The 24883-nt window shown below is 63.4% G+C and carries 17 protein-coding genes; 13 read left to right on the top strand and 4 right to left on the bottom strand.

What is annotated here, in order from left to right; translation table 11 throughout:
* Window positions 1-12: 12 nt before the first annotated feature.
* Together VGE08_RS21705 and VGE08_RS21710 are read left to right on the top strand one after the other, a co-directional pair.
* A complete protein-coding gene (locus VGE08_RS21705) occupies window positions 13-2463 on the top strand; it encodes a TonB-dependent receptor (RefSeq protein WP_331070018.1) in 2451 nt (816 codons plus the stop codon).
* A 200-nt stretch (window positions 2464-2663) separates the two neighbouring features.
* Window positions 2664-5030, top strand: coding sequence for a Tex family protein (locus VGE08_RS21710; RefSeq protein WP_331070019.1), 2367 nt, complete (start codon window positions 2664-2666; stop codon window positions 5028-5030).
* 9 nt (window positions 5031-5039) lie between these two features.
* Here the strand turns inward: VGE08_RS21710 and VGE08_RS21715 are convergent, their stop codons facing one another.
* Entirely contained in the window at window positions 5040-7379 is a 2340-nt protein-coding gene (locus tag VGE08_RS21715) for a DUF6600 domain-containing protein (protein ID WP_331070020.1), read from the bottom strand.
* Window positions 7380-7618: 239 nt separating this feature from the next.
* On the opposite strand from VGE08_RS21715, the gene VGE08_RS21720 reads away from it, so the two are divergent.
* The 7 genes from VGE08_RS21720 (at window position 7619) to VGE08_RS21750 (ending at window position 15752) form a co-directional block, all read left to right on the top strand.
* Complete coding sequence (locus tag VGE08_RS21720; RefSeq protein ID WP_331070021.1) at window positions 7619-8695, top strand: cyclic nucleotide-binding domain-containing protein; 1077 nt, start codon at window positions 7619-7621, stop codon at window positions 8693-8695.
* 115 nt (window positions 8696-8810) lie between these two features.
* Window positions 8811-10598 (top strand): DUF885 domain-containing protein, encoded by a 1788-nt coding sequence (locus VGE08_RS21725; RefSeq protein WP_331070022.1) that lies wholly within the window; start codon window positions 8811-8813, stop codon window positions 10596-10598.
* A gap of 37 nt (window positions 10599-10635) precedes the next feature.
* Complete coding sequence (locus VGE08_RS21730; protein WP_331070023.1) at window positions 10636-10980, top strand: ArsC family reductase; 345 nt, start codon at window positions 10636-10638, stop codon at window positions 10978-10980.
* A gap of 40 nt (window positions 10981-11020) precedes the next feature.
* Entirely contained in the window at window positions 11021-11800 is a 780-nt protein-coding gene (locus tag VGE08_RS21735) for an IclR family transcriptional regulator (protein ID WP_331070024.1), read from the top strand.
* Window positions 11801-11913: 113 nt separating this feature from the next.
* Complete coding sequence (locus tag VGE08_RS21740; protein ID WP_331070025.1) at window positions 11914-13212, top strand: aspartate aminotransferase family protein; 1299 nt, start codon at window positions 11914-11916, stop codon at window positions 13210-13212.
* A gap of 42 nt (window positions 13213-13254) precedes the next feature.
* Complete coding sequence (locus VGE08_RS21745) at window positions 13255-14028, top strand: SDR family oxidoreductase (RefSeq protein ID WP_331070026.1); 774 nt, start codon at window positions 13255-13257, stop codon at window positions 14026-14028.
* On the top strand, window positions 14028-15752 hold the full coding sequence (locus VGE08_RS21750; RefSeq protein WP_331070027.1) for an IlvD/Edd family dehydratase: 1725 nt from the start codon (window positions 14028-14030) through the stop codon (window positions 15750-15752). The genes VGE08_RS21745 and VGE08_RS21750 overlap by 1 nt, the downstream gene beginning before the upstream one ends.
* A 22-nt stretch (window positions 15753-15774) precedes the next feature.
* Here VGE08_RS21750 and VGE08_RS21755 read toward each other — a convergent pair whose 3' ends face one another.
* From VGE08_RS21755 to VGE08_RS21765, 3 genes are read right to left on the bottom strand one after another with little or no spacing between them, the layout of a single operon-like run.
* Window positions 15775-16659 carry an SMP-30/gluconolactonase/LRE family protein gene (locus VGE08_RS21755; RefSeq protein WP_331070028.1) on the bottom strand — a complete coding sequence of 295 codons (885 nt, stop codon included), beginning with the start codon at window positions 16657-16659 and terminating at the stop codon, window positions 15775-15777.
* Window positions 16660-16672: 13 nt separating this feature from the next.
* Window positions 16673-17527 (bottom strand): fumarylacetoacetate hydrolase family protein, encoded by an 855-nt coding sequence (locus VGE08_RS21760; protein WP_331070029.1) that lies wholly within the window; start codon window positions 17525-17527, stop codon window positions 16673-16675.
* A gap of 30 nt (window positions 17528-17557) precedes the next feature.
* The gene (locus VGE08_RS21765) at window positions 17558-18973 is read right to left on the bottom strand and encodes a GH39 family glycosyl hydrolase (RefSeq protein WP_331070030.1); all 1416 of its coding nucleotides are present in this window, start codon (window positions 18971-18973) and stop codon (window positions 17558-17560) included.
* A 371-nt stretch (window positions 18974-19344) separates the two neighbouring features.
* On the opposite strand from VGE08_RS21765, the gene VGE08_RS21770 reads away from it, so the two are divergent.
* The 4 genes from VGE08_RS21770 to VGE08_RS21785 all read left to right on the top strand — a co-directional run bounded on the left by VGE08_RS21770 (window position 19345) and on the right by VGE08_RS21785 (window position 24855).
* Window positions 19345-21657, top strand: coding sequence for a TonB-dependent receptor (locus VGE08_RS21770; protein WP_331070031.1), 2313 nt, complete (start codon window positions 19345-19347; stop codon window positions 21655-21657).
* Between the two features lie 87 nt (window positions 21658-21744).
* Window positions 21745-23061, top strand: a complete 1317-nt coding sequence (locus VGE08_RS21775; RefSeq protein WP_331070032.1) for an extracellular solute-binding protein — start codon at window positions 21745-21747, stop codon at window positions 23059-23061.
* Window positions 23058-23981, top strand: coding sequence for a sugar ABC transporter permease (locus VGE08_RS21780; protein ID WP_331070033.1), 924 nt, complete (start codon window positions 23058-23060; stop codon window positions 23979-23981). The genes VGE08_RS21775 and VGE08_RS21780 overlap by 4 nt, the downstream gene beginning before the upstream one ends.
* Window positions 23974-24855: a carbohydrate ABC transporter permease gene (locus VGE08_RS21785; protein WP_331070034.1), complete on the top strand. Its 882-nt coding sequence runs from the start codon at window positions 23974-23976 to the stop codon at window positions 24853-24855. The genes VGE08_RS21780 and VGE08_RS21785 overlap by 8 nt, the downstream gene beginning before the upstream one ends.
* Window positions 24856-24883 lie beyond the last annotated feature (28 nt).

Below are 24883 nucleotides of genomic sequence, written 5' to 3' on the forward strand. Positions count from 1 at the left end.
GGGGAGAGCAAGATGACAAGAGTTCACACGAATGCTCACGCGAAAGCTCACAAGGCGCGACTGCGGCGGGGGCGAGGCTCGGTCTCGATTCCATTGGCCGCGGCGCTGTCGGTGACGCTGTCGCAGGCGGTGGCGCAAACCAGCAACGAGGCGGTGCTCGAGAGCATCATCGTCACGGCGCAGAAGCGTCAGGAGAATCTGCAGGAAGTGCCGGTCAGTATCACTGCGCTGGGCATGGCCAAGCTCCAGGAATTGCACGTGTCGGACTTCGAGGATTACGCCAAATTCCTGCCGAGCCTTTCCTATACATCGTTGGGACCGGGCTTCGCACGGGTGTTCTTCCGCGGCGTCAGCAGCGGCGACAACGGTAACCATTCGGGTCCGCTGCCTACCGTGGGCATCTATCTCGATGAGCAACCGATCACGACCATCCAGGGCGCGCTCGATGTGCACATCTACGACATCGCACGAGTGGAAGCGCTCGCGGGACCGCAGGGAACCTTGTATGGCGCGAGCTCCCAGGCCGGCACGATTCGAATCATCACCAACAAGCCCGATCCGGGGAAGTTCGCCGCCGGTTACGACATCGAAGGCAACATGCTCGATGGCGAGGCGGGCTATGTCGCGGAGGGCTTCGCCAATCTGCCGCTCAGCGATCGAACGGCGATTCGACTGGTCGGCTACAGCAGGCGCGACGCCGGCTTCATCAGTAACGTGGCGCGGGACCGGGAATACCCGGCCGCGGGAATTACCATCAACAACGCCGACCGCGCCGAGGAAGACTACAACAGCGTCGATACCTACGGTGCTCGCGCCGCCTTGCGCGTGGACTTGAACGACAGCTGGACGATTTCGCCCACGCTCATGCATCAACGCCAGGAAGCAAACGGCGCGTTCGCGTTCGATCCGAGCATTGGCGATCTGAAGGTGGCTCGCTACCGGCCCGAGCGTTCCGACGATCGCTGGACCCAGGCGTCGCTCACCGTCGAAGGCAAGATCGCCAACCTCGACGTGGTGTACGCAGGCTCTCACCTCAAACGCGATGTCGACACCGAGCAGGACTACTCGGACTACTCGTTGTTCTATGACCTGTCGTACGACTACGTGCTGTACAACGATGCGGGCGATCTCATCGACCCGACGCAGTACATCCAGGGCAAGGATCGCTACAAGCGCCACAGTCACGAGCTCCGATTGTCCACGCCCTCGGATCGGCGCCTGCGTTTCGTCGGCGGTTTGTTCTTCCAGCGGCAACAGCACCAGATCGAACAGAACTACAAGGTCGACGAGCTGACGGCGGAGTACGAGGTGAGCGGCTGGCCCGACTCGATCTGGCTGACCGAGCAGGAGCGCGTGGATCGCGACTATGCGGTGTTCGGCGAGCTCAGCTTCGACGTGAACGATCATGTGACGCTGACCGGCGGCGCACGCTGGTTCAAGGCCAAGAACTCGCTGGAGGGTTTCTTCGGCTATGGCGACGGTTACAGTACCAGCGGCAACAGCGGCCAGGCGCTGTGCAGCCGTCAGGCGGGCGACGAGCCTGGCGATCGTTCCAGTTTCGTGCCTTACACGGCCATCAGCACCGCGCCTTGCAAGAACCTCGGCCGGGAAGTGGACGAGGACGGTGTCACGCCCAAGGTCAATGTGACTTACAAGTTCGATGACAGCCGCATGGTCTACGCCACCTTCTCCAAGGGCTTCCGGCCCGGCGGCGTGAACCGTCGCGGCACGTTTCCGCCCTACGACGCCGATTTTCTGAAGAACTACGAGATCGGCTGGAAGACCACCTGGTTCGACAACAGCCTGCGGTTCAACGGCGCGGTGTTCCTGCTCGACTGGGACGACTTCCAGTTTTCGTTCACCGGCGAGAACGGCCTGACCAACATCACCAACGCCGGCGGCGCGCGCATCAAGGGCGTGGAGGCGGACGTCGAATGGGCCGCCACGGACAGCTTGTTGATCTCTGGCGGCCTGTCGGTGCTCGACGCGAAATTGCGCGGCGAGTTCTGTGAGCTGGTCGAGAACGGCCAGCCACTGCCATTCGATGAATGCTACGGGCCGGATCCCTATGGCGGGCCGGACATTCTGCGTGGTGCGGACGACGGCACGAAGCTGCCGCAGGTGCCCGACTACAAGGTCAATCTCACCGGGCGTTACCGCTTCCAGGTCGGCGCGCTCGACGCGTTCGCGCAAGCGTCGTTTGTCTATCAGGCCGAGTCGCGCTCGGCACTGGTGGAGTTCGACGAAGGCATCGTTGGCAAGAACCGTCCCTATGGTCTTGCGGACTTCTCGGTGGGGACCGGCAACGGTTCGTGGAGCGCAGAGCTGTTCATCAACAATGCGTTCGACAAGCGCGCGGACCTGACGCGTTTCGCGCAATGTCGCGAGGAGATGTGCACCAAGCCCTACATCGTGACCAATCGACCGCGAACGATCGGGGTGAAGTTCGGCCAGAAATTCTGAGCTGGGGCGGGCGGGACACCGGGTCCCGCCCGCCGCTCGGGTGTGAATGGATTTCCCCTGTTGAAACTTCGTGTTAGCCCCTGCCTGAACCGCTCTGCCACGCGGGACTAGACCACTCTCGCCCGAATCTCAAGCCTTGTCGCGACGGGGGCGGTTCTTCATAGTGCGCGCCTCGTTTATCGCACTGTGGATCGGACTTCATGCTCCCGTCGATTGAATCCCGCATTGCCGCCGAGCTTTCGGCCAAACCGCAGCAGGTCATCGCCGCCGTGGCGCTGCTGGACGAAGGCGCGACGGTGCCGTTCATCGCGCGCTATCGCAAAGAGGCGACAGGGGGCCTGGACGACACGCAGCTGCGTACTTTGGAGGAACGGCTGGCGTACCTGCGCGAGTTGGAAGAGCGGCGCGCCGCCATCATCGCCAGCATCGACGAGCAGAAGAAACTGACGCCCGAGCTGCGCGCCAGCATCGAAGCCGCCGAGACCAAGCAGCGCCTGGAAGACTTGTACCTGCCGTACAAGCCCAAGCGTCGCACCAAGGCGCAGATCGCGCGCGAGGCCGGGCTCGATGCGCTGGCCGCGGCACTGCTCGCCGACCATTCGCTCAATCCCGAGGTCGAAGCCACCAAGTATCTGAAACCCGCGTTCAAGACTGCGCAGGGCGACGACAATCCGGGCGTGGCCGACGCCAAGGCGGCACTGGAAGGCGCGCGCACCATTCTCATCGAGCAGTTTGCGGAAGACGCCGAGTTGCTCGCGAATCTTCGTACCCATCTGCAGGACAACGGTGTGGTGGTTTCCGCCGTCGCGGAAGGCAAGGAAGAGCCGGCAGCGAAATTCCGCGACTACTTCGCATACAGCGAACCGCTCAAAAACGTTCCCTCGCATCGTGCGCTCGCCTTGTTCCGTGGTCGCAAGGAAGAGCTGCTGAAGGTTTCGCTGAAGCTGCCCGAAGATCTGCAGCCGCCGCCGGCAACGGGTCAGGCGCCGTTCAACTCGTGCGAGCTGAAGATTGCGGCGCGCTTCAATATCGCGGATCGCAAGCAGCCCGCCGACGCCTGGCTGCTGCAGACCGTGCGTTGGACCTGGACCGTGAAGCTGGCCTGGCAGCTCGAAGCCGAACTGCTGACCGCATTGCGCGAGCGCTCGGAGGAAGAGGCGATTCGCGTGTTCGCTCGTAATCTGCACGATCTGTTGCTGGCAGCACCGGCCGGTCCGCGTGCCACGATGGGTCTCGATCCCGGCCTGCGCACCGGCGTGAAAGTGGCCATCGTCGACCGCACCGGCAAGCTGCTGGAAACGGCGACGGTGTATCCCCACGCGCCGCGCAACGAGTGGGATCGCACGATCGCTCACCTTGCCTTGCTGGCCAAGAAGCACAACGTCGATCTGATCAGTATCGGCAACGGCACCGCCTCGCGCGAGACTGACAAGCTCGCCGGCGACCTGATCAAGCTGCATCCGGACTTGAAGCTGACCAAGATCGTGGTATCCGAGGCGGGCGCTTCGGTGTACTCGGCTTCGGCGCTGGCAGCCAAGGAGTTTCCGGATCTCGATGTGAGCTTGCGTGGCGCCGTGTCGATCGCGCGCCGCTTGCAGGATCCGCTGGCGGAACTGGTGAAGATCGATCCGAAGTCCATCGGCGTCGGCCAGTATCAGCATGATGTGAGCCAGACCAAGCTCGCCAAGAGCCTCGATGCCGTCGTCGAGGACTGCGTGAACGCGGTCGGCGTGGATGTGAACACGGCGTCGGCGGCGTTGCTGGCGCGCATTTCGGGATTGTCGAGCACGCTGGCCGAGAACATCGTGAAGTACCGTGACGAGCACGGTGCGTTCGCAAATCGCGCCGGCCTGAAGAAGGTGCCGCGCCTCGGCGACAAAACTTACGAACAAGCTGCCGGCTTCCTGCGTGTGATGAACGGCGACAACCCGCTGGATGCGTCGGCGGTTCACCCCGAAGCGTATCCGGTGGTCGAGCGCATCCTTGCCGACCTGAAGAAGCCCGTGAAGGAAGTGATCGGCGATGGCTCGACTCTGAAGAAGCTCGATCCGGCCAAGTACACCGACGAGAAGTTCGGCGTGCCCACCATCAAGGACATTCTCAAGGAGCTCGAGAAGCCGGGCCGCGATCCCCGGCCGGAGTTCAAGACCGCGACCTTCAAGGACGGCGTGGAGGAGCTGAAGGACCTGACCCAGGGCATGATCCTGGAAGGCGTGGTCACCAACGTCACCAACTTCGGCGCGTTCGTCGACATCGGCGTGCATCAGGACGGCCTGGTGCACATCTCCATGATGTCCACCAAGTTCGTGAAGGACCCGCACGAAGTGGTGAAGGCCGGCGACGTGGTGAAGGTCAAAGTGCTGGAAGTGGATCAGCAGCGTAAGCGCATCGCGCTGACCATGCGCCTCGACGAGTCCGCCCAACGTGTGCGTGACAACTCGGCCGGCGATTTCCGTCGCGAGCGCGATTCACGCCCGCCGCAGCGTCAGCAGCAGCGTCGCGAGCCTGAGTCTGTGGGAGCGGGCGCGATGGCGGATGCGTTCGCCCGCGCGCTGAAGCGGTCGTAGGACGCTGCTTCAGCGCTCTCTGGTGTTGGGCCGGCTAGGCCGGCTGGCACCGCTGGCGCCTCGGCTGCTGCCTCGATTGTTGTTCGACGATGACGCGCGCGGTTGCGAGCTGGGCGGCTGGGTATTTTTCGGCGGCGAGCTGTATGAGCGCGGCTCGCTACGGGGCGGCGGACTATACGAGCGCGGCTCGCTGCGAGGCTGACTCAGCGTCCTGGGTTCGCTGCGAGGCTGACTCAGCGTCCTGGGTTCGCTACGAGGCGCCGGCGCAATGAATTTTGGCGGGGCGCTCCGTCCCACTGTTCCGGTTCCACGCGAAGGCTCGCGATCCCGAAAGCGCTCGGGCGGGCGATAGAAGCTGCTGTTGCCTTGCTGAAAGCTGTTGCTCGGCGGCCGCTGCAAGTGATCGTTACGACGCTGCCCCTGCCGGGCCGATTCCTCCGCTCGCATGATGTGCAAGTCCTCGCGTGCTTCGCGCTGACGATCGCGTGCCTGCGAGCGAGGTGTCGGCATGGAGAGATTGCTGCCCGATCGACGATCGTTGCCAGTGAGCCCTGACACGCGTTCGCTGTCCGGACGCTTGACGCCCGGTCCGCCGCCCGGACGGATCGCGTAGAAATCACCCGTGCGCTTCGGACCATTGCGATCGACCAGCTGGTTGCGGCCAATGGGCCGGCCGCCATTCGATTCGATCGCGCTGCGCTCCCGATGAAACGGCACACGGCCGGCAAAGTCGCCACCGTGGCGCCAACCGAATCGATCGGCATCACGCGGCGGCCGGCGGATCGGTCCACCCAGCACGCTTTCACGATACGGTGCGATTGCCGGCGGTCGCCGCTCCGCATGGATGTTGCGCAGCTGACGATCATCCGGGCGCACCCAGTGATCGCCGATGCGACGGCCACCCACGAAATGGTCTCGCGACACCGAGGTGATCGCGCCCGGGTAGTGTCTATAGTCGAAGCGCGGCGGCGGCAGGCGCCGGCCATAGAAATAGTTGTTGGTGATGAAGTACGTGTTGGAAACATTCACGTAACGGATGTAGCGCGGCGTGTAGCGATAGCCCGGATAGAAAATGTCGCGAGGTCCGAGCGGATACCAGCCGACATTGCCGAACGACACGGAGATGCCCACGCTCGGGCCGCCCACCCAGCCGACCAGCGCCGGCGCATACACCGGGCGAATGTGACGCGGTCCCGGCACCCAGCACCAGCGATTGCGAATGTGCGCCCAGCGGCCGTAGTGGAACGGCGCGAAGCCCCAGCGTGCGTCGTCGATCCAGGACCAACCCCATGGCGAGACGTACACCCAGCGGCCATAGCGATACGGAGCCCAGCTGTGGGAAATAAACGTTGGACGCCACACGTAGCCGTATTCCGGCTCGCTGATCCATTCGCCGTGGTCGTCGAGGTCTTCATAGCCGATCACGTCGCGGGAAACGTACTGGGCGGATTTCGACCGCTCGTTGCGCGCGTCACGATCGTTCGCCCAGTTCTCGAAGGCCGTGCGTGCGCCGAGCGGCTCGATGCGTCCGCTCAAAGTTTCCAAACCGGTAAAGATGCCGCGCTGGTTGTCACGCACGGTATATCGCTGATTGCCTCCGCCGGTGACTTCCGCTTCGCCGTTGCGAGTCTTGACGATGGTGCGGTCGGCGGATTTGTCCACTTCCAGGTGATATTCGCCGACCCGTTTCAACACGACCGTGGAGTGCGGCGTTTCGACCTGGATGGTTTCGCCTTCGGCCAGGCGGCGGACGCGAACGGTGGCGGCGCCTTCGGTGAGGCTGGCTTGCAGCACGTCGTCATCCAGCTCGACGAAGCCGAACCCGGTATCGCCGTCGAGATACACGGCCGCGGAGCCGATCTGCAGCTCGGCGCGGCCGTCCTTCTCGACCCAGAGACGATCGCCGCTGGTCAGCGGCCGGTTGAGCGCCGCTTCGGCCCAGTCGTCGGTGCCGGCCGGCGCGATGGTGACATCGCCATCGATGTAACCGAGGCGGGCGACGCGGCTGGGTGGATCGACGACGGGAGTGGCGGACGCGGATTCTTCCGCCTGTTCGGCTTCGATGATCGCGGCGGTATCGCCGCTGGCTTCGATGACCGGTTCAGGTTCGACCACGGGTTCTTGGGCACGAGCCGCAGCGGCGACGCCCACGCCGAAAACAGCGGCAAGAATGAGGGCGGGGACGAGTACCACGAACCGCTGTGTCAGGGAATTCGTCACGTCATCGCTACCCAAGAGGAGGCTGCCCGAGAGTTGGCCGCTGGATCGGTCCGTGAGCTGGCGGTCGGCTGTCTGGCACACAGTGCCCGGAATCATGATGCCCACCCCCGTTAGAACGGTTGTCAGCATGATCCGTTCCCGGGGGTGAACTCAAGGTGAACGTTGGCGGCGCGCGGCGCGCCCCATCCAGGGTTTTCTCGCGCTGGGGGCCGGGGGCGGGGACAAAGGGGACGTAATGCCGCCGCGGCCGTTCGTTCAGCTACGACAGCGCACTGTGAGATACATCGCGGACCTGCGTACGGCCTCTGCCTAATACTCGCTAGGACAAACAACAAGATCCGGCTCATCGAGATCATTCAAGTCAGGCCATGGAGCTCACCGGGAATCCCAAAGAACTGGCCCTGCTGCGCAGTTTCGTGCCGTTCGACGGCATGAAGCCCGAGAGCCTGACCGCGTTCGCCCGCAAGATCTCCCGGCGCCAGGCCACCAAGGGCCGGGTGCTGTTCATGGAGGGCGACGAGGACAAGCAGACCTTCTATCTGGTCAGCGGCTCGGTCGACCTGCTGGCCGAAGGCGAGGTCATCGGCTCGGTCCGCAGCGGCACGCCCAAGTCCAAGAATCCGCTGGTGCACCAGCTGCCGCGGCCCTATTCGGCCGTGGCCACGTCGGACCGCATCGAGTACCTGCAGATCGACAGCGAGTTTCTCGATGTCGCGGTCACGCTCGACCAGACCGGCGCCTACAAGGTGCTGGAGCTGAACGGCCTGGAGGACAACGAAACCACCGCCGATGACTGGATGACCGCGCTGCTGCAGACCAAGGCTTTCCACAAGATCCCGCCCGCCAACATCCAGGCCGTGTTCATGCGCCTGCAGCGCATCGATTGCCGCGCTGGCGACGTCATCATCAAGCAGGGCGACGTCGGCGATTATTTCTACGTGGTCGTCAAAGGCATCTGCCAGGTGGCGCGCGAGACGCCGCTCAACAAGGAAGGCGTGCGGCTGGCGGAGCTGAAGATGGGCGACACTTTCGGCGAGGAAGCGCTGATCTCCGAGGTGAAGCGCAATGCCACGGTCACGATGGTGACCGATGGCGTGCTGATGCGCCTGGCCAAGGATGACTTCCGCAAGCTGCTGCACGAGCCGCTGCTCAACTGGGTCGACTACGAGAGCGCCAAGCAGATCGTCGAGAGGGAAGGCGGGCAGTGGGTGGATGTGCGCCTGCCCTCGGAGTTCGAGCACTACCGCGCCGAGGGCGCCATCAACATTCCCTTGCATTCGCTGCGCCTGAAAATGAAGGGGCTGGACCGCAACCGTCACTACATCGTGTGTTGCGATACCGGCCGCCGCAGCTCGGCATGCGCTTACATCCTGGCCGAACGCGGCTTTCAGGCCAGCGTGCTGAAGGGTGGGCTGAGCTCCACCGAGCTGGCCGGTCCGCGCTGATCGTTCTTGCCGCGCCTGCTGGGGGCCGTATCCAGGCTCTCGAACACGTTTAGCTCTTTGAATTTCCCGATTCGCCAGCCAAGATGCCGGTCTTCCTCGCTATGGAGATGGCCTCATGGGTCGCAGGTCCGTCCTCGGTGGTGTCGCTCTCTGCCTGTGCTGTTCGCTGGCCTTCGGGCAGTCGGCGGAGTCGAGCCTCGCCACGCTCATCGATGAATACGAACAACTGATCCGCAAGGACGACCCCATCAGCGCGGGCCAGGAGGGCGACCGCGAGGCGCTGCGCCGGTTGCCGGACGTGCGGCCGGAGACGCAGCAGGCGATTGCCAGACAATTGAAGAGCATTTCCGAGCGGCTCGCCGCCATCGACGCAGCGACGCTTCCGGAAGATGCGGCGCTGAATCATCAACTGCTCACCAGCGTGGTTGCGACGCATTCGGAGCAGCAAACATACGATCTGCCGCGCATCCCATTCGAGAACGACAGTGGCTTCCACACGCTGCTCGATTATCTCGCGCGCACTACGACGATTGGATCGCGCGAGGACGCCGATGCTTGGCTGGCTCGTCTCGAAGCGGCGCCGGGATACTACGAGCAGAACCTCGCCAATCTGCGACGAGGTATCAAGACCAAATATACCCAGCCGCGCATCGTTGCCGATCGCGTGCTCGAAGTCGCTCGCAAGCAGGCCAACACCAAGCCGGAAGACAGCTCGTTGCTACTGCCGTTCGCGCGCATGCCATCGAGCATTCCCGCTGCGGCACAAGACGAGTACCGCAGCCGGGCGCTGGCCATCGTGCGCGATCGCATCCTGCCGTTGCAGAAAAAATTCGCCGACTTCATGGAAAAGGAATATCTGCGAGCGGCTCGCCCGAAGCTCGCGTGGCGCACCACGCCCAACGGCGAGAACACATACAAATATTTCGTGCGTCGCGAGACCACGACGCAGATGACGCCGGATGAAATTCATCAGCTGGGCCAGTCGGAAGTGGCTCGCATCCGCGGCCTGATGGAAAAGACCATCGCGGAGACCGGCTTCCAGGGCAGCTTTGCCGATTTCCTGAAGATGCTGCGCACCGATCCGCGGTTCTATGCACAGACCGCGGAGGATCTGCTGGAGAAGGCGAGCGAGATCGCCAAGCGAGCCGACGATCAGTTGCCGCGCCTGTTCGGAACGTTGCCGCGGCTCCCATACGGTGTACGTGCCGTTCCAGCGGACATTGCCGAGGGTTACACCACCGGCCGTTATTGGGGCGGCAGCATGCAACAGGGCCAGGCGGGCGGATACATGGTCAACACTTCGCACCTGGATCAGCGGCCGCTGTACGAGTTGCCGGCGCTGACGGTGCACGAAGCCGTCCCCGGACATCACTTGCAGATTGCCTTGTCGCAGGAGCTCACGGGCATTCCCTACTTCCGCCGCAACACGGCTCCGACCGCTTTCGTCGAGGGCTGGGGGCTGTATTCCGAGTTCCTGGGCGAAGAGATGGGTATCTATCGCGACCCTTACGAACGCTTCGGCCGCTACTCCTACGAGATGTGGCGCGCCTGCCGCCTCGTCGCCGACACCGGCATTCACTGGCTGGGCTGGGATATCGAGCAGGCACGCCGTTGCTTCACGGAGAACTCCGCACTCGCGCCTCACAACATCCAGACCGAGCTGGAGCGCTACATCTCCTGGCCAGGACAAGCGCTGGCGTACAAGATCGGTGAGCTGCGCTTGCGACAGCTGCGCCGTGATGCCGAGCAGGCGCTGGGCGAGAACTTCAACGTCCGCGAGTTCCACGACCAACTGCTGCTGAGTGGCGCGCTGCCGCTGGATGTCGTCAGCAAGCGCATCCGGGCATGGATCAATCAAAAGGCGCCGGCCAAGACCAGCTCGAGGTCGGCCCTGGCTCCCTGAGCAGCCCGGCCATCCGCATTCGATTTGGAAAGAAGACATGACGACGATCTACGGCATCAAGAATTGCGACACCATGAAAAAGGCGCGCACCTGGCTTGACGAGCACGGCGTGCAATATCAGTTTCACGACTACAAAGTCTCGGGCATCGAGCGGGACAAGCTCGAAGCCTGGTGCAAGAAGGTGGGTTGGGAAGTGCTGCTGAATCGCGCCGGCACGACGTTTCGCAAATTGTCCGAGTCGCAGCGTGCCGATTTGAACGAGCGCAAGGCCATCGCCTTGATGCTGGAGCAGCCGTCCATGATCAAGCGGCCGGTGCTGGAGAAGGGGGCGAAGCTGCTGGTGGGGTTCAAGCCGGCCGATTATCGAGCCGCGCTCGGCTGACCCGGACCGCCCGCCGAGCCCGAGCCGCTATACTCGCGCGATGTCCAGCTATATCGTCAAGCCGCTGCTCAAGGCCATCGAAGTGCTCAAGTGCGTGGGCCAGTTGCCGGAGCCACAGTCATTGAAGGAGATCGCGCTGCGGGTTGGACTACCCAAGACCAGCGTGTTCCGCTATCTGCGCACCTTCGAGGCGGCCGGCATGATCGTGCATGACCAGGCCCGCGACCTCTACCGCATCGATACGCGCATCATCGGCATGATCAACCTGGGCAGCGAGATGGAGCGGCTGCGCAAGGCGTGTCTGCCGCACATGCAGACGCTGTGCAGGCTATCGGGCGAGACGGTCAATCTCGGCGTCATGGAAGGCTCGGACATCGTTTATCTGGAGATCCTGCAGTCGCCGCGCGCGGTCAAGCTGCAGGCGAGAGTCGGGGGCAGGCATCCCATTCACACCACATCGATCGGCAAGGTCATGCTCGCGAATCTGCCGGGCGAGGCGCGTACCGCGGCGTTGCCCAGGGTGCTGCGCCAGCGCACGCGACGTTCCATCCTCGAGCGGCAGAGTCTGTTCGTCGAGCTCGACAAGATCTATCAGCTCGGTTACGCCGAAGACGACGGCGAAAACGAGGACGGTGCGCTATGCCTCGGCGCGCCGATCTTCGACGCGTCGGGAGCGGTAGTGGCGGGCCTCAGTATCACGGCGCCCACGACGCGCATCTCGAAGGACTGGAAACGTGAAATGACGTCGCACGTCCTTGCCGAGGCGCAGGCCATTTCGACCGAGCTGGGTTACGTTCGTAACAGCGCCGACTCCCGCTAGAACTGCCGCCGTGGCGGCACATTCCATGAGACGAAACACCCGACGCTCGTATTCCGCCGGGTTTTGGGCCATTTATGCACTCTCGCAAATGACCCGGTCAGTTGAGATCACTCATGGCATTGAATACTTTCGATCGTTCCAAGGCACGGATGTCCGCGGCCGCGCAGGTGCTCGCTGGCGGGGTCAGTAGCAACTTTCGTCTCAACATCTCGCCGACGCCGCTGGTGATCGACAACGGCTTCGGGCCGTACCTGGTCGACGTGGATGGCAATCGCCTGATCGACTACTACCTGGGCATGGGCCCGATGATTCTCGGGCATGCGCCCAAGTCGGTGATCGCGGCCGCCCGCGCGCAGTTGGATCGCGGCATCATCTTCGCCAGTCAGACCGAAGCGGAATTCGAAGCGGCGCGCCTGGTCTGCGAGCTGGTGCCGTGTGCGGAGCGAGTGCGCTTCGGTTCCTCCGGCACGGAGGTGATCCAGGCGGCGCTGCGACTGGCGCGTGCGGCGACGGGCAAGCCGACGATCGTCAAGTTCGAAGGGCACTATCACGGTTGGCTCGACAACGTGCATTGGAGTGTCGCGCCCTCGGCCGAAGCGTGCGGTCCGCTCGAACGGCCGAACAAGGTGCCAGGCACTCCCGGACAGGATCCAAGATGCGGCGACAACGTAGCGGTGCTGGGCTGGAATGACCTGGCCGCGGTGGAGCGGCGCCTGGCGCAAGGCGATGTGGCCGCGATCATCATGGAGCCGGCGATGTGCAACACCAGCGCCATCGCGCCGAACCCCGGTTACCTGGAAGGCGTGCGCGCCGCGTGCAGCAAGGCCGGCGCCATCCTGATCTTCGATGAAGTCATCACGGGTTTTCGTCTGTCGGCGGGCGGTGCTCAAGGCTTGTTCGGCGTCACCCCGGATCTGGCGACGTTCGGCAAGGCGATCGCGAATGGATTCCCGGTGGCGGCGCTCGCGGGCCGTGCGGATTTGATGGATATGTTCTCTTCGCGAGGTGTCATGCATGGTGGCACTTACAACGCTCACCCCGTCAATATGGCAGCCACGGTTGCTACATTGCGCACGCTGGCGGAAGGCGAGACCTACGCCTTGATCGAAAAGCGCGGGCGGCTGTTGATGAGCGGCATCCAGGCAACGCTGCAACACCATGGCATTGCCGCGCGCATCCAGGGGTTTCCCGGCATCTTCCATGTCGCTTTCGGAATCACGGAGCCGATCCGTTCGTTCCGGGACACTTTCCCGATCGATCGTGCCCGCTATATCAAATTCACGACCGCGCTCGTCGAGCGAGGTGTGCGCGCGTTGGAGCGTGGCGCGTGGTTCCTGTCGTCCGAGCATGACGAGAGCGTGATCTCCGCAACGCTCGATGCGGTGGCGGGCGCAGCCAAAGCGGTGGCCTGAACTTCGCGTCGGCACGAGCAGCTTTACACAGGGAGCGTTGCAATGAGCAGCAAGCGTGAGGCCGTGTATCCCAGTCTGAAAGATCGTCACGTCGCCATCACGGGTGGTGCCGAGGGTATCGGTGCGGCGTTGGTGGAAGCGTTCTGTCGGCAAGGATCGTTGGTGACGTTCCTCGACATCAATGACGTGGCGGCGGAAGCTACGCTTGCGCGCGTCGCCGAACAGAACAATGCCTCGGTTCGCTATCGTCACTGCGACGTGACCGATACCCATGCGTTGCAGATGACGATGCGTGCCGCCATCGACAGCTGGGGACCGGTGACCGTACTGGTGAACAACGCGGCGAACGACGAACGCCGCGATTGGCACGAGGTGACGGGGGAGCACTGGGACCGGCAGATGGACATCAATCTCAAGCAGCAGTTCTTCGCCATTCAAGCGGTCGTGCCGGACATGGCACAAGCCGGTGGCGGTTCGATCATCAACCTGGGCTCGATCATCTGGAAGCTGTCCGGCGGCGGCTTGCCGTGCTACTCGACGGCCAAGGCCGCCATCGTCGGCCTGACGCGATCGCTGGCCCGCGACCTGGGAGGACTGGGCATTCGCGTCAACTCGGTGTTGCCCGGAGCCATCATGACGCGGCGGCAGATCGAGCGGTGGCTCACGCCGGGGACCGAAGCGCAGATCCTCGCCGGCCAATGTCTCAAGCGCAAACTCGTGCCGGCGGATGTCGCGCCGATGGTGTTGTTCCTGGCCTCCGACGACGCCGGTGCCTGCACCAACCAGAACTATGTCGTCGACGGTGGCTGGAGCTGATGAGCAGTTCTCGCAAGCTGCGTTCGACGCAGTGGTTCGGCGCCGCCAGCAAGGACGGCTTCATCCATCGCAGCTGGATGAAGAACCAGGGCCACCCGCCCGAGTCCTTCGATGGCCGACCGGTGATCGGCATCTGCAACACGTGGTCGGAACTGACGCCGTGCAACGGTCACTTCCGTGCATTGGCCGAGCATATCAAGCGCGGCGTCTATGACGCCGGCGGCTTGCCGTTGGAGTTTCCGGTCATGTCCACGGGCGAGGCGCTGGTCAAGCCCACGGCCATGCTGTTCCGCAACCTGATGAGCATGGACGTGGAAGAAACCATCCGCGCCAATCCCGTCGACGGCGTGGTGTTTATGACTGGTTGTGACAAGACCGCAGTCGGTCCATTGATGGGCGCGGCAAGCTGCAACTTGCCGATGATCGTGGTGCCGGGCGGGCCCATGCTCAACGGCAAGTTTCGTGGCTGTGACATCGGCTCGGGAACCTCGGTGTGGCAGTTCAGCGAGGAGGTGCGGGCGGGCAGCATGACGTTGGAGGAGTTCATGGCGGCCGAGGAAGGCATGTCGCGTTCGGCCGGCCACTGCAACACCATGGGGACGGCTTCGACGATGGCGTGCATGGCGGAGGCACTCGGGCTCACATTGCCGGGCGCAGCGGCGATTCCGGCAGTCGATGCACGCCGCAATCTGGCTGCACGGCTGGCCGGACGACGGATCGTCGAGATGGTGCATGAAGACTTGACGCCGAAGGTAATTCTTACGCGAGCCGCTTTCGAGAATGCGGTGCGCGCGCTCGGCGCCATCGGCGGCTCGACCAACGCAGTCGTGCATCTGCTCGCCATCGCCGGTCGCATCGAAACGCCGTTGACGTTGGAGGACTTCGACAGTTGGGGCCGCGAGGTGCCGACACTGTTGAATCTGCAGCCGGCGGGGCAATTCCTGATGGAAGAGTTCTATTACGCGGGCGGTTTGCCAGGCGTACTGCGCCGACTGCTCGAAGCGAGGCGACTCAACCCAGCCGCAGTGACAGTTAACGGCGCCACGCTCGCGGCCAACAGCGCAGCGGCGCCCATTCACAACGACGAGGTGATTCGCCCCTGGCATCAACCGCTGGTGCATGAAGGTGGTATCGCGGTGTTGCACGGGAATCTCGCGCCGCGCGGCGCGATCTTGAAACCTGCCGCCGCGACGCCAGCGTTGCTGCAACATCGCGGCCGCGTAATCGCATTCGAGAGCATCGAGGACTACAAGCAACGCATCGACGATCCAGCGCTGGATGTCGACGAAAGTTGTGTGCTCGTGCTGAAGAATTGCGGGCCGGTCGCCTATCCCGGCATGGCGGAGGTCGGCAACATGGGCTTGCCGCGCAAGCTGCTGGAACGAGGTGTTCGCGACATGGTGCGCATTTCAGATGCACGCATGAGCGGCACAGCCTATGGCACGGTGGTGTTGCACACTGCGCCGGAAGCGGCCGCGGGTGGTCCGTTGGCATTGGTGCAGACCGGTGACGTGATCGAGCTCGATGTGGCGCATCGTCGTCTACATCTTGAGGTGAGCGATGAGGAACTGGCGCGGCGCCGGCAGCACTGGCAACCGGTGCTTGCCGAGCAGCGCGGCTATGCGCGGCTCTATGTCGATCATGTGCTGCAAGCCGATCGCGGTGTGGATTTCGATTTCCTGGTCGGTTGCCGGGGCGCCGAGGTGATTCGCGAGAGTCACTAACGTCGCGCGCTGGTTCCAATCGTCATCCGCAATAAGGCATGGAGCGAACGCCGCGAACTCGGGCGTCCATGGCGAGCACCGAGCCCGCCAGCGGGTCAGTGACATCGGTCGAGAGTGCCCCGCGCTGTAGATTCGCCGTTGATACATAGAGCACGTCGAGGTTCTCACCACCGAACTCGCAGCAGGTGGGCGCACGCGTGGGCAGCTCGACTTGCGCCATGAGATCGCCGTCGGGGTCGTAACGAAGAATTCGTCCGGCTTGCCACAGGGCGATCCAGTAGCAACCTTCCGCGTCGGTCGTGGCCCCGTCCGGAATGCCCACCTCGCTCATGTCGATGAACAGTCGACGCTGCGCGAGCTCGCCTGTTGCCGTATCGAAGTCGCAGCACCACACGCGGCGCAGGTGGCTGTCGGCGTGATACATGCGTGTGCCGTCGGGGCTCCATGCCAGGCCGTTCGAACAGAACAGTCGGTCGAGCTGCAGCGTCAGGTGTGTCGCTGTGTCGAGGCGATACAGGGCGGCGACAGGCTCGGCCGGTGCGTTCTCGCGGGTGTCGGTCGATCCCGCCCAGAAGCGTCCCTGGCGATCGGTGCGTCCGTCGTTGAAGCGCGCTGGCCAGTTCGCGTCGTAAGCCTCGCGTAGCAGCGTGAACATACCCGTTGACGGATCGAAGCAATGGATCGCATTGCTCATCGCCACTACCAAGCCATTGCCGTTTGATCGTAGCGCGAGGCTGCCGGGCTCGTGTGGTGTCTGCCACTGACAGTGCTTGCCGGTACGCGGTTCGAAGCGATGAATCTCCCGCGACCAGATATCCACCCACCACAGCACTTGCGCGTCAGCGTCCCACACTGTGCCTTCGCCGAGTCGCGCATGCGCTCGAACCGCGACCTCGATGTCGTACACGTGAGTTGCGATGTCAGCGCGTTGCCGGCGGGCGCGCGACGATGCGGTGTCGTTGTACGCCCAGCCCTTCGATGCCCAGCGATATCTGATCGCCGACCGCCAGAAAACGCGGCGGCTTGCGGCTCATACCCACACCTCCCGGCGTACCGGTGGTGATGATGTCGCCCGCCCGCAGTAGCATGAGCCGCGACAGGTATGAGACTAGATACGTGGGGGAGAAGATCATCTGACGCGTGTTACTGGACTGCATGATCTGGCCATTCACGTGCAGCCACATGGGCAGGGCCGTGGCATCAATGCTGTCGGGCGTCGCCAGCCACGGACCGAGCGGGCCGAAGCCCGGAAAACTCTTGCCCTTGACCCACTGGCCACCGTGTTCGAGTTGCAGGATGCGCTCGGAAAGGTCGTGACAGACGCAGTAGCCGGCGATGAATTCGCTGGCCATCGCCGGCTCGACGTCATAACAGTCCTGTGCGATGACCACGGCGAGCTCGCATTCCCAGTCGGTGGCTGTCGAGCCCGCAGGCAGTAGCACGTCGTCATTGGCGCCGGCGATGCAGGACACCGCCTTGTTGAACACGATGGGCTCGGCGGGTTCCTTCGCGCCAATCTCCTGGGCGTGATCGCGGTAATTGAGCCCGATGGCGAGGAAGTTCGTGGTGCCAGCGACGCACGGACCGAAGCGGGCCGGCATGTCGACCACCGGCAGCCGGCTCAGGTCGAGGGTCCGCAATCGGCGCAAGGCGTGCGGCGCCAGGAATTCGCCGCCGACGTCGCCGATCTCGGCAGACAAATCTCGCAACGTTCCATCCGCGGCGACCGCGCCTGGCCGCTCGTGGCCAGGCTCTCCGTATCTAACGAGTTTCACTCAGGCGTCTCCCCGGAAATATCAATCGAGTTATTGAGCGCGCAGCTTGACGAGGCTGACCGAGGGGGCTGCGACGTCCGTCAATGGCAGCGGCTCGCCCGGCTTCAGCAAGACCGTGGCGACCGAGTCGAGATCGTGGCCGCCGTCGATGCGGTAGATCTCGGCCAGCGTCGCGCCTTTCCAAGGAATGTTTTTCAACTGCACCGAGTAGCGGTCGTGCGCCGAGACTTGGTTGCTGATCATGAGCGTCGCGGCCTTACGATTCTCGGCGAGGCCGGCCAGCACGGCGAACGACGCGTCTATATCGGTCTCGGCGCCGTCAGCCTGCACGCGCAGCGGCGTATCGAGCATCCAGCGAAAGGCGCGGAACGGATAGAAGTTCTTGTAGGGTACGCCGAGGTTGTCGTACATACCCCAGAAGAACGCGGTGCCGGTGTAGTAGTTGGCGACGTCGACTTTCGAGTCCTGCAAGAACGTCAGCATCGCGCCCGCATAAGCGGCACCTTCGGGGCCGTGAATGCGCTCGAAGATCTGCTGCGTGTAGTGCGGCTCGACGTGCATGCGGCTCCAATCCCCGGGGAAGTAGTTCCACTCGTTCAAGTGCAGCTCCGCCTTGGGGTACCCGCTGGCGTCGACCAGCTTGCGCAGGTTGTTGGCGCGTTGCGCCACCAGATAAGGTCGGATGCCGTAGTTGTGCCAGGAGACGAAGTCCACCGGCACGCCGCGCTGTTTGTTGTATGCGAGGAAGCCTTTCAGGAATTCGTCGTTCGAAGCCAGCGCCGGGCCGCCCACCTGGAGCTTGGCATTGTGACGCTTGAGCGCGCCGGCGGTGGTCGCATACAGCTGGTAGTACTGTTCGGCGGTACCGCTCCAGAACTGGGCCAGGTCCGGCTCGTTCCACACCTCCCAATAACGGATGTCGAAGCTGTGGCCGTTGGCCCAGCCGTCGTTGTAATGGCGCACGATGTTGACCGCCACCTTGGCCCACTTCTCGTAGTCAGCGGGCGGCTGGTTGTAGTATTTGACCTTGGTCAGCTCGGCGCTTTCGCCCAGCCGGAAAATGATCTCGGCCTTCAGGTCCACCAACGACTGGATGTAGCGATCGGTCTTGCTGAAGTCGTAGTTGTTCGGATCGTCGGCATCGGCCTCGAGGTTGCGGAAGATGACGTGCATGTCGCCGGCCGCCTCGTACACCCAGGGTGTGTCATGAGTGCGGATGTAGCGGAAACCGAGCTCGCGATACTGTTCGCTGAGATCCACCGAGCCACGCACGGCGAGCGGTCCGCTGTGCACGTCGTGGAGCGGGCGGATCCGGCCGGTCTGCTTGCCCAGGTCGACCGTAATGGTCTTGCTCTTGCTGCCCGCGTCTTGCGCGCGGCTGGCGCTGCCAGGCGTCGCGAACACGGCGAAGCCGAGGATGAGAGCAGTCACCTGCAATAGTCTCACAAGGTCTCCTTGGATCTGGGATGGAGGAAGTATGCGCGCCCTTGGCATGGGCCAGCGTCGCTGACTCGGCGGACCATACCACGCGTCGCGCGCACCTCGTCATGCGTGCGGTCATGGGATATTTCGCTGGGTGAAATGTGTTGACCGTGTCGACGTGTGTGCCGCGCAGTGACACGGACGTCGGTATCCGCCCCCAGGATGGAAACATTCCTGCCGCCCGGGCGGCAGGCCAGCGGCCGCGCACATTTCACAAGGCGAAACAGCGTGAACTGGTATTCCCGCGGGCGCTCACTGACACTCGTGACAGAAGGCAGGCGTCATCGAGCGTCCACATGGGGTACACGAAAATGTCGAAAGAGCATGATTGCCGAGTGCGTCGGATCGTCGCGTTGGCTCTAATTTCCCCGGCACTGTCGACGCCCTCATGGGCAGCCGATGAGCGTCCGGTGCAGATCGAGGAGATCATCGTCACCGCGCAGAAGCGGGCCGAGGGCTCCAGCAAGGTTCCAATCAGCCTGAGTGTCTATGACGCCGTGACGCTGGACCGTATCGGCGCGCGTGATTTCAACGATGTCGTCAAGGTTACGCCCGGCATCGAGTTCAGCGATGACCGCGGCCCCAAGAAGAACATCACCATCCGCGGTATCTTTTCTCAAGCCGGCTCGGCCACCTCCGGCATCTATATCGACGATGTGCCGGTGCAGGTGCGTGTCGGCATCCTGAATCTGGTCGGCGTTGGCACGCCGCGAATCTTCGATCTGGAGCGCGTCGAAATCCTGCGCGGTCCGCAAGGCACGCTGTTCGGCGCCAGCGCGCAGGGCGGCGCGGTGCGCTTCATCACCGCGCAACCGAGCCTGACCGAGTTCTCGGGTTATTCGCGTGCCGATGTTTCCACCACCGAAGGCGGCGATCTGGGATACGAAGCCGGCATCTCGTTGGGCGGTCCGATGGTCGAGAACAAAGCTGGCTTTCGCTTCAGCGCCTGGCACCGTCACGATGGTGGCTACGTGGATCATGACAGCTTCCTGCCCGGCGGCGCCGTAGAAGAGGATGCCAACTACTCGGACTCGACCGTGGTGCGCGGTGCCATGACGTTCGCACCGATCGAAGCGCTGCGGATCACGCCGTCGATGTTCTTCCAGAAGGTCAAGATCAACGACAGCGGCTTCTTCGATCCTAGCGGCTCGGATGAGCACGACAGCGACTTCGTCAACCAGAATGCGCTGCTGACGCCGGCCGATGACAAGTTCTACCTGCCGTCGTTGAAGATCGAGGCGGATATCGGGCCGGTGGCGCTCACTGCGCTGACGGGCTACGTGCGCCGCGAGAACGACTATGCGCTCGACTACACCAACGTGGTGGCGAGCTTCTTCGGCCTGCCGGCGGCGCGCTCCATCAGCGAAGTCTCACCAGTGCCGTATTCCAACCACCAGGATGTGTACAGCCAGGAACTGCGGTTGCAGTCCTCTGATCCGAACGCGAAGCTGAAGTGGACCATCGGCGGTTTCTATTCTTATATGCGTCAGCAAGTCCACCAGGAAATCGTCAGCGCCGCGTTGCCGGCGATGACGCAGGAGTTGTGGGGCATGACCGTGCCGTACGCTTGGGGCGCCGACATGGTCAATGGCGACCGTTCATTCAGCGCGACCAATGTATTGCGCGACCGCCAGATGGCCGGTTTCGCGCAAGTGGACTATCGCGTGTTCGACAAGGTGACGCTGGTGGCCGGTGCGCGCGTCGCGCGTCAACGCAGCAGCTTCACTCACGACGCAGCGGGTCCGGTCAACGGCGGCACGACGTCCACTTCCGGCGAGCAGGAGGAGACCGCGGTTACGCCGAAGTTCGGCATCAACTATCAGTTGAACGATAGCAACCTGCTGTACGCCAGCGCCGCCAAGGGCAATCGCATGGGCGGCGCCAACACGCCGTTGCAGCCGACGCCGCAATGTACCGAGCAGCTGCGCGAGATCGGCGTGACCAGCACGCCCAGTTCCTACGATTCCGATGAGCTGTGGAGCTACGAAATCGGCTCCAAGAACCGGCTGTTCGGCAACCGGCTGGCGATCGAAGGCAGTGCCTTCTACATCGACTGGAAGAACATTCAGCAGTCCATCTATGTGCCGGACTGCCTGGCTTCGTTCGTCGCCAACGTCGGCAGGGCGGAGGTCAAAGGCTTCGATCTGTTGCTCAACGCCCGCGTCACCGAGAACCTGCACCTCGGACTCAACATCGGCTACACCGATGCCACGGTGGCCGAGACTTCCGGGGTGCCGGGCACCAGCATCGTCTATGCCTACAAGGGCGACCAGCTCGATATGTTCCACTCGCCGTGGCTGTTCGCCGCCTCGGTGGAATATGCCTTCAATGTCGCCGGGCATGATGCCTATGTCCGCCTCGACGATCAGTACCGGCCCGAGAACCCCGGCCCGTTCACCAGTCTCGACCATCCGGGCACGCCGAACTACTCGACCCTGTACCAGCCCAATCCGTCGCAGAACATGCTCAACTTCCGCACCGGCGTCGCCATCAACGGGATGGAGATCTCGCTGTACGTGAACAACGTGCTCAACGATCATCCGTACCTGTACGACCTGGCCGCGCTGGGTGTCGGTGGCTCGGCACTAGGCTCGACGTTCACGGTGCGGCCGCGGACCGTCGGCATGGGCTTCCTCTATCGTTGGTGATGAAGGTTACTTTGACCGGGTTTGGATCGAAGCCGCTCCCGGTACCTTGGGGCGAGCAGCCGCGAGGACCGGGGCGGGATGGGTTGCATGATCAAGTACGTGGTTTGTTTCATTGGCGGGCTGCTCGCCTGGATGGGGGCCGGCCAGTCTGCGTGGGCCCAGTCTGCGTCGACCCAGCGGGCGCGCTCACTTGAAGGTGTGACGCTCATTCACATGGTGCAGGCGGGCGCGGTCCAGCGGCTGGCCGGTTACCGCCGTCTGGCGCGGGAGTTCCAAGCCGCGTCGGGCGCGCAGGTCTGGTTCGTCGAAACGCCGTGGGAGCAGATGCAGGACCAGATGATGAGCGACTTCATCGGCCGCGCCGGCAGCTATGACGTGTTCGACGTGGATGAGGCCTGGGATGCAAACATCCGTGCCTACCTGCTGACGCTCGATCCCTATCTCGAGCGCTCGGGCTTCGACATCGAGGACTATGGCGGGCTGAATGGCTTGCTGGGGCTGGAGCCGCGCTCGCAACGGCGCTACGGGATTCCGTTGACCGGCCGCTCGATGGTGCTGTTCTATCGCGCCGACGTGCTGGCCGCCGCCGGGGTCGCGGCGCCGCAGACCTGGCAGGAACTCATCGATGCCGCGCGGGCGGTGACCCGAAAGAACTTCTACGGAGTGGTCGCGGCCGGCGTGAATGTCCAGCTCAACAAATATTTCTTCGCCTCCTTCAAGGCGGATGGCGGACGTTCGCTGTTCAGCACCGACGGCAAGCCGCAGTTCGGCGGGCCCGAGGGCGCGCGGGCGCTCGAACGGCTCGAGCAATTGTTCCAGTATGCGCCGCCCGGCGTGTTTGCCATGGACATCGCGGAGGCCGACCAGGTGTTCTTGAATGGCGAGGCTGCGTTCCTGCTGGAATGGCCAGATTACATCCAGCCCAATCTCGATGACCCGAAGAAGTCCCGCATCGTCGGCAAGTGGGCCGCGATGCGGCCGCCGGGGCCGGGAGGCTATGCCGGCTGGCACCTCGCTGTATCGGGCTATTCCAAACAGAAGGATGCGGCCTGGGCCTGGATCGAGTGTTTGACTCGCGCCAGCAATGCCAAGCGGCTCATGGTCGACCACGGAATCTACTCGACGCGTACTTCAGTGCTCAGCGATCCAGATGTGGCCGCGCGCTTCCCCGGGATCGAAGCGGTCCGCTCCGCCGCGGCAGCCTCGTTCCGGCCGGGTTTCGAAGGCCATCCCAAAGGCATCAGCTGGTTCGTGCAGGCCGGCGCGATCTGGTCGGGTGCGCTGACCGAGCAGATGACTCCACAACAGGCGGCCAGCGCGGCCGCGGCGCTCTGGAGCAAAGAGCTTGCCTCCATGCCCGGGCCGCCGAATCACGACTACTCGGACATCGCCGCGTTGCCATGATAGCCATCACCCGACTGCGTGAGTGGAGCCGGGACGACCGGGCCGCCGCGCTGCTGTTTCTCTCACCATGCATCGTGGCCCTGTGCATAGCCTATTTGTTTCCGCTGGTGTACTCGGCGTACCTCAGTTTCTGCCAGTGGGACATCCGCACGCCGGGCGCTCCGATCGAGCTGGCGGGCGTGGAGAACTATCGCAGCGTGCTCGGCGATGAGCAGTTCTGGTCCTCGGTGGGCCGCTCGTTGATTTTCACCCTGGTGGCGCTGCCGGCTGAGCTGGTGCTGGGAACCCTGGTAGCACTGTTGTTGACCAGCGAACGCCTGAGTGGCCGCTTCACCGGGCTGTCCCGTGTAGTGTTGCTGGTACCGTTGATGGTGCCGCCGGTGGTGACCGGTATCCTGTGGCGGCTCATGTTCAATGTGCAGTACGGGCCACTGAACGCGGCGCTGGCCTTCTTCGGTTTGAACCCGCAGCCCTGGATAGCTTCGCCCGATACCGCGCTCATGTCGGTGCTGGTGGTCGAGATCCTTACCAATACGTCCATCGTCGCCATGATCCTGATGGGCGGCCTCATGTCGCTGCCGCAGGAACCGATTCGCGCCGCGCAGATGGATGGCGCTTCGCCGCTGCGGGTGTTGCTCGAGATCAAGCTGCCGATGATGGCGCACCTGTATCTGATCGTGGGCGTCATCCGCCTGATGGACCTGCTCAAGACCTTCGACTTCATCTACGCGATGACGTTCGGCGGGCCGGGCGTGAGCACGCAGACGTTGAACATTTATATCGTGCGGCTGGGCAGCCGCTTCCTCGAGTATCCGGCCGCCGCAGCGGCATCCTGGATTTTCCTGATCGTGCTGCTGCCGCCCTCGATCTACCTGTTACTGAAGGCCGTGCCGCGCGGCCGGGCATATCTCAATGAGTGACGTGTTCGGCCTGGAGGGCGACGCAGCCTGGCGTCGCAGGCAGCGGCGGGACCTGCTGAGCACGGTGGGCGTGTATGCGTCCCTGGGGCTATTGCTGCTGGTGTTGCTGTTTCCGATCTACTGGCTGCTGTTGAGCTCGCTCAAGCACCAGTCGGATTTTTTCACCTCGCCGCCGGTGTTCGCGACAACGCAAGTGACGCTCGAACATTACCAGGCGGTGCTGGCCGATCCGTTCAACCGTCGCTACCTGCTCAACACCGCCATCGTGGCGGTGGTGAGCACGTTGTTCGCGACTTTGATCGGCTCCGCTGCGGCTTACGTCCTGGCGCGCATCCGCCTGCCGTTCCGGCTCAACCGCGTGCTGCTGGTGTGGATCCTGGTGAATCGCCTGTTTCCGCCGATCAGCTTTGCCATTCCTTATTACTTGCTGATCCGCGAGCTGGGGCTGATCGATACGCTGGCGGCGCTCATTCTATCCAACACGGCGGCGGCCATTCCGTTCGTGGTGTGGACCATGTTGGCGTACTTCCAGGATCTGCCGAAGGAGGTGGAGCGCGCGGCCATAATCGACGGCTGCACGCTGTGGCAACGGTTCGTGCGGGTCGTCATGCCGATGTCGGTTACCAGCATGGTGATTACCGCCATCTTCGTATTCATCTACGCGTGGAACGAACTGCTGTACGCGCTGACGTTGACGGTGCTGAAGGCGCGCACCGTGCCGGTGGCGATTGCCGGTTACGTCGGCGACAACGCGCTGGCCTGGGGACAAATGAGCGCCTTCGGAGTGATCTCCTTCGTGCCGGTGATGATCGCCGTGCTGGCCGTGCAGCGGCACATCGTCCGCGGCCTGACGTTCGGCGCCGTCAAGTCCTGAGCAATCGCATCCTGGAGCGAACACAAGC

Origin of the sequence: Steroidobacter sp., from assembly GCF_036406195.1 — a bacterium.
In the GTDB taxonomy this organism is placed as follows: domain Bacteria; phylum Pseudomonadota; class Gammaproteobacteria; order Steroidobacterales; family Steroidobacteraceae; genus Steroidobacter.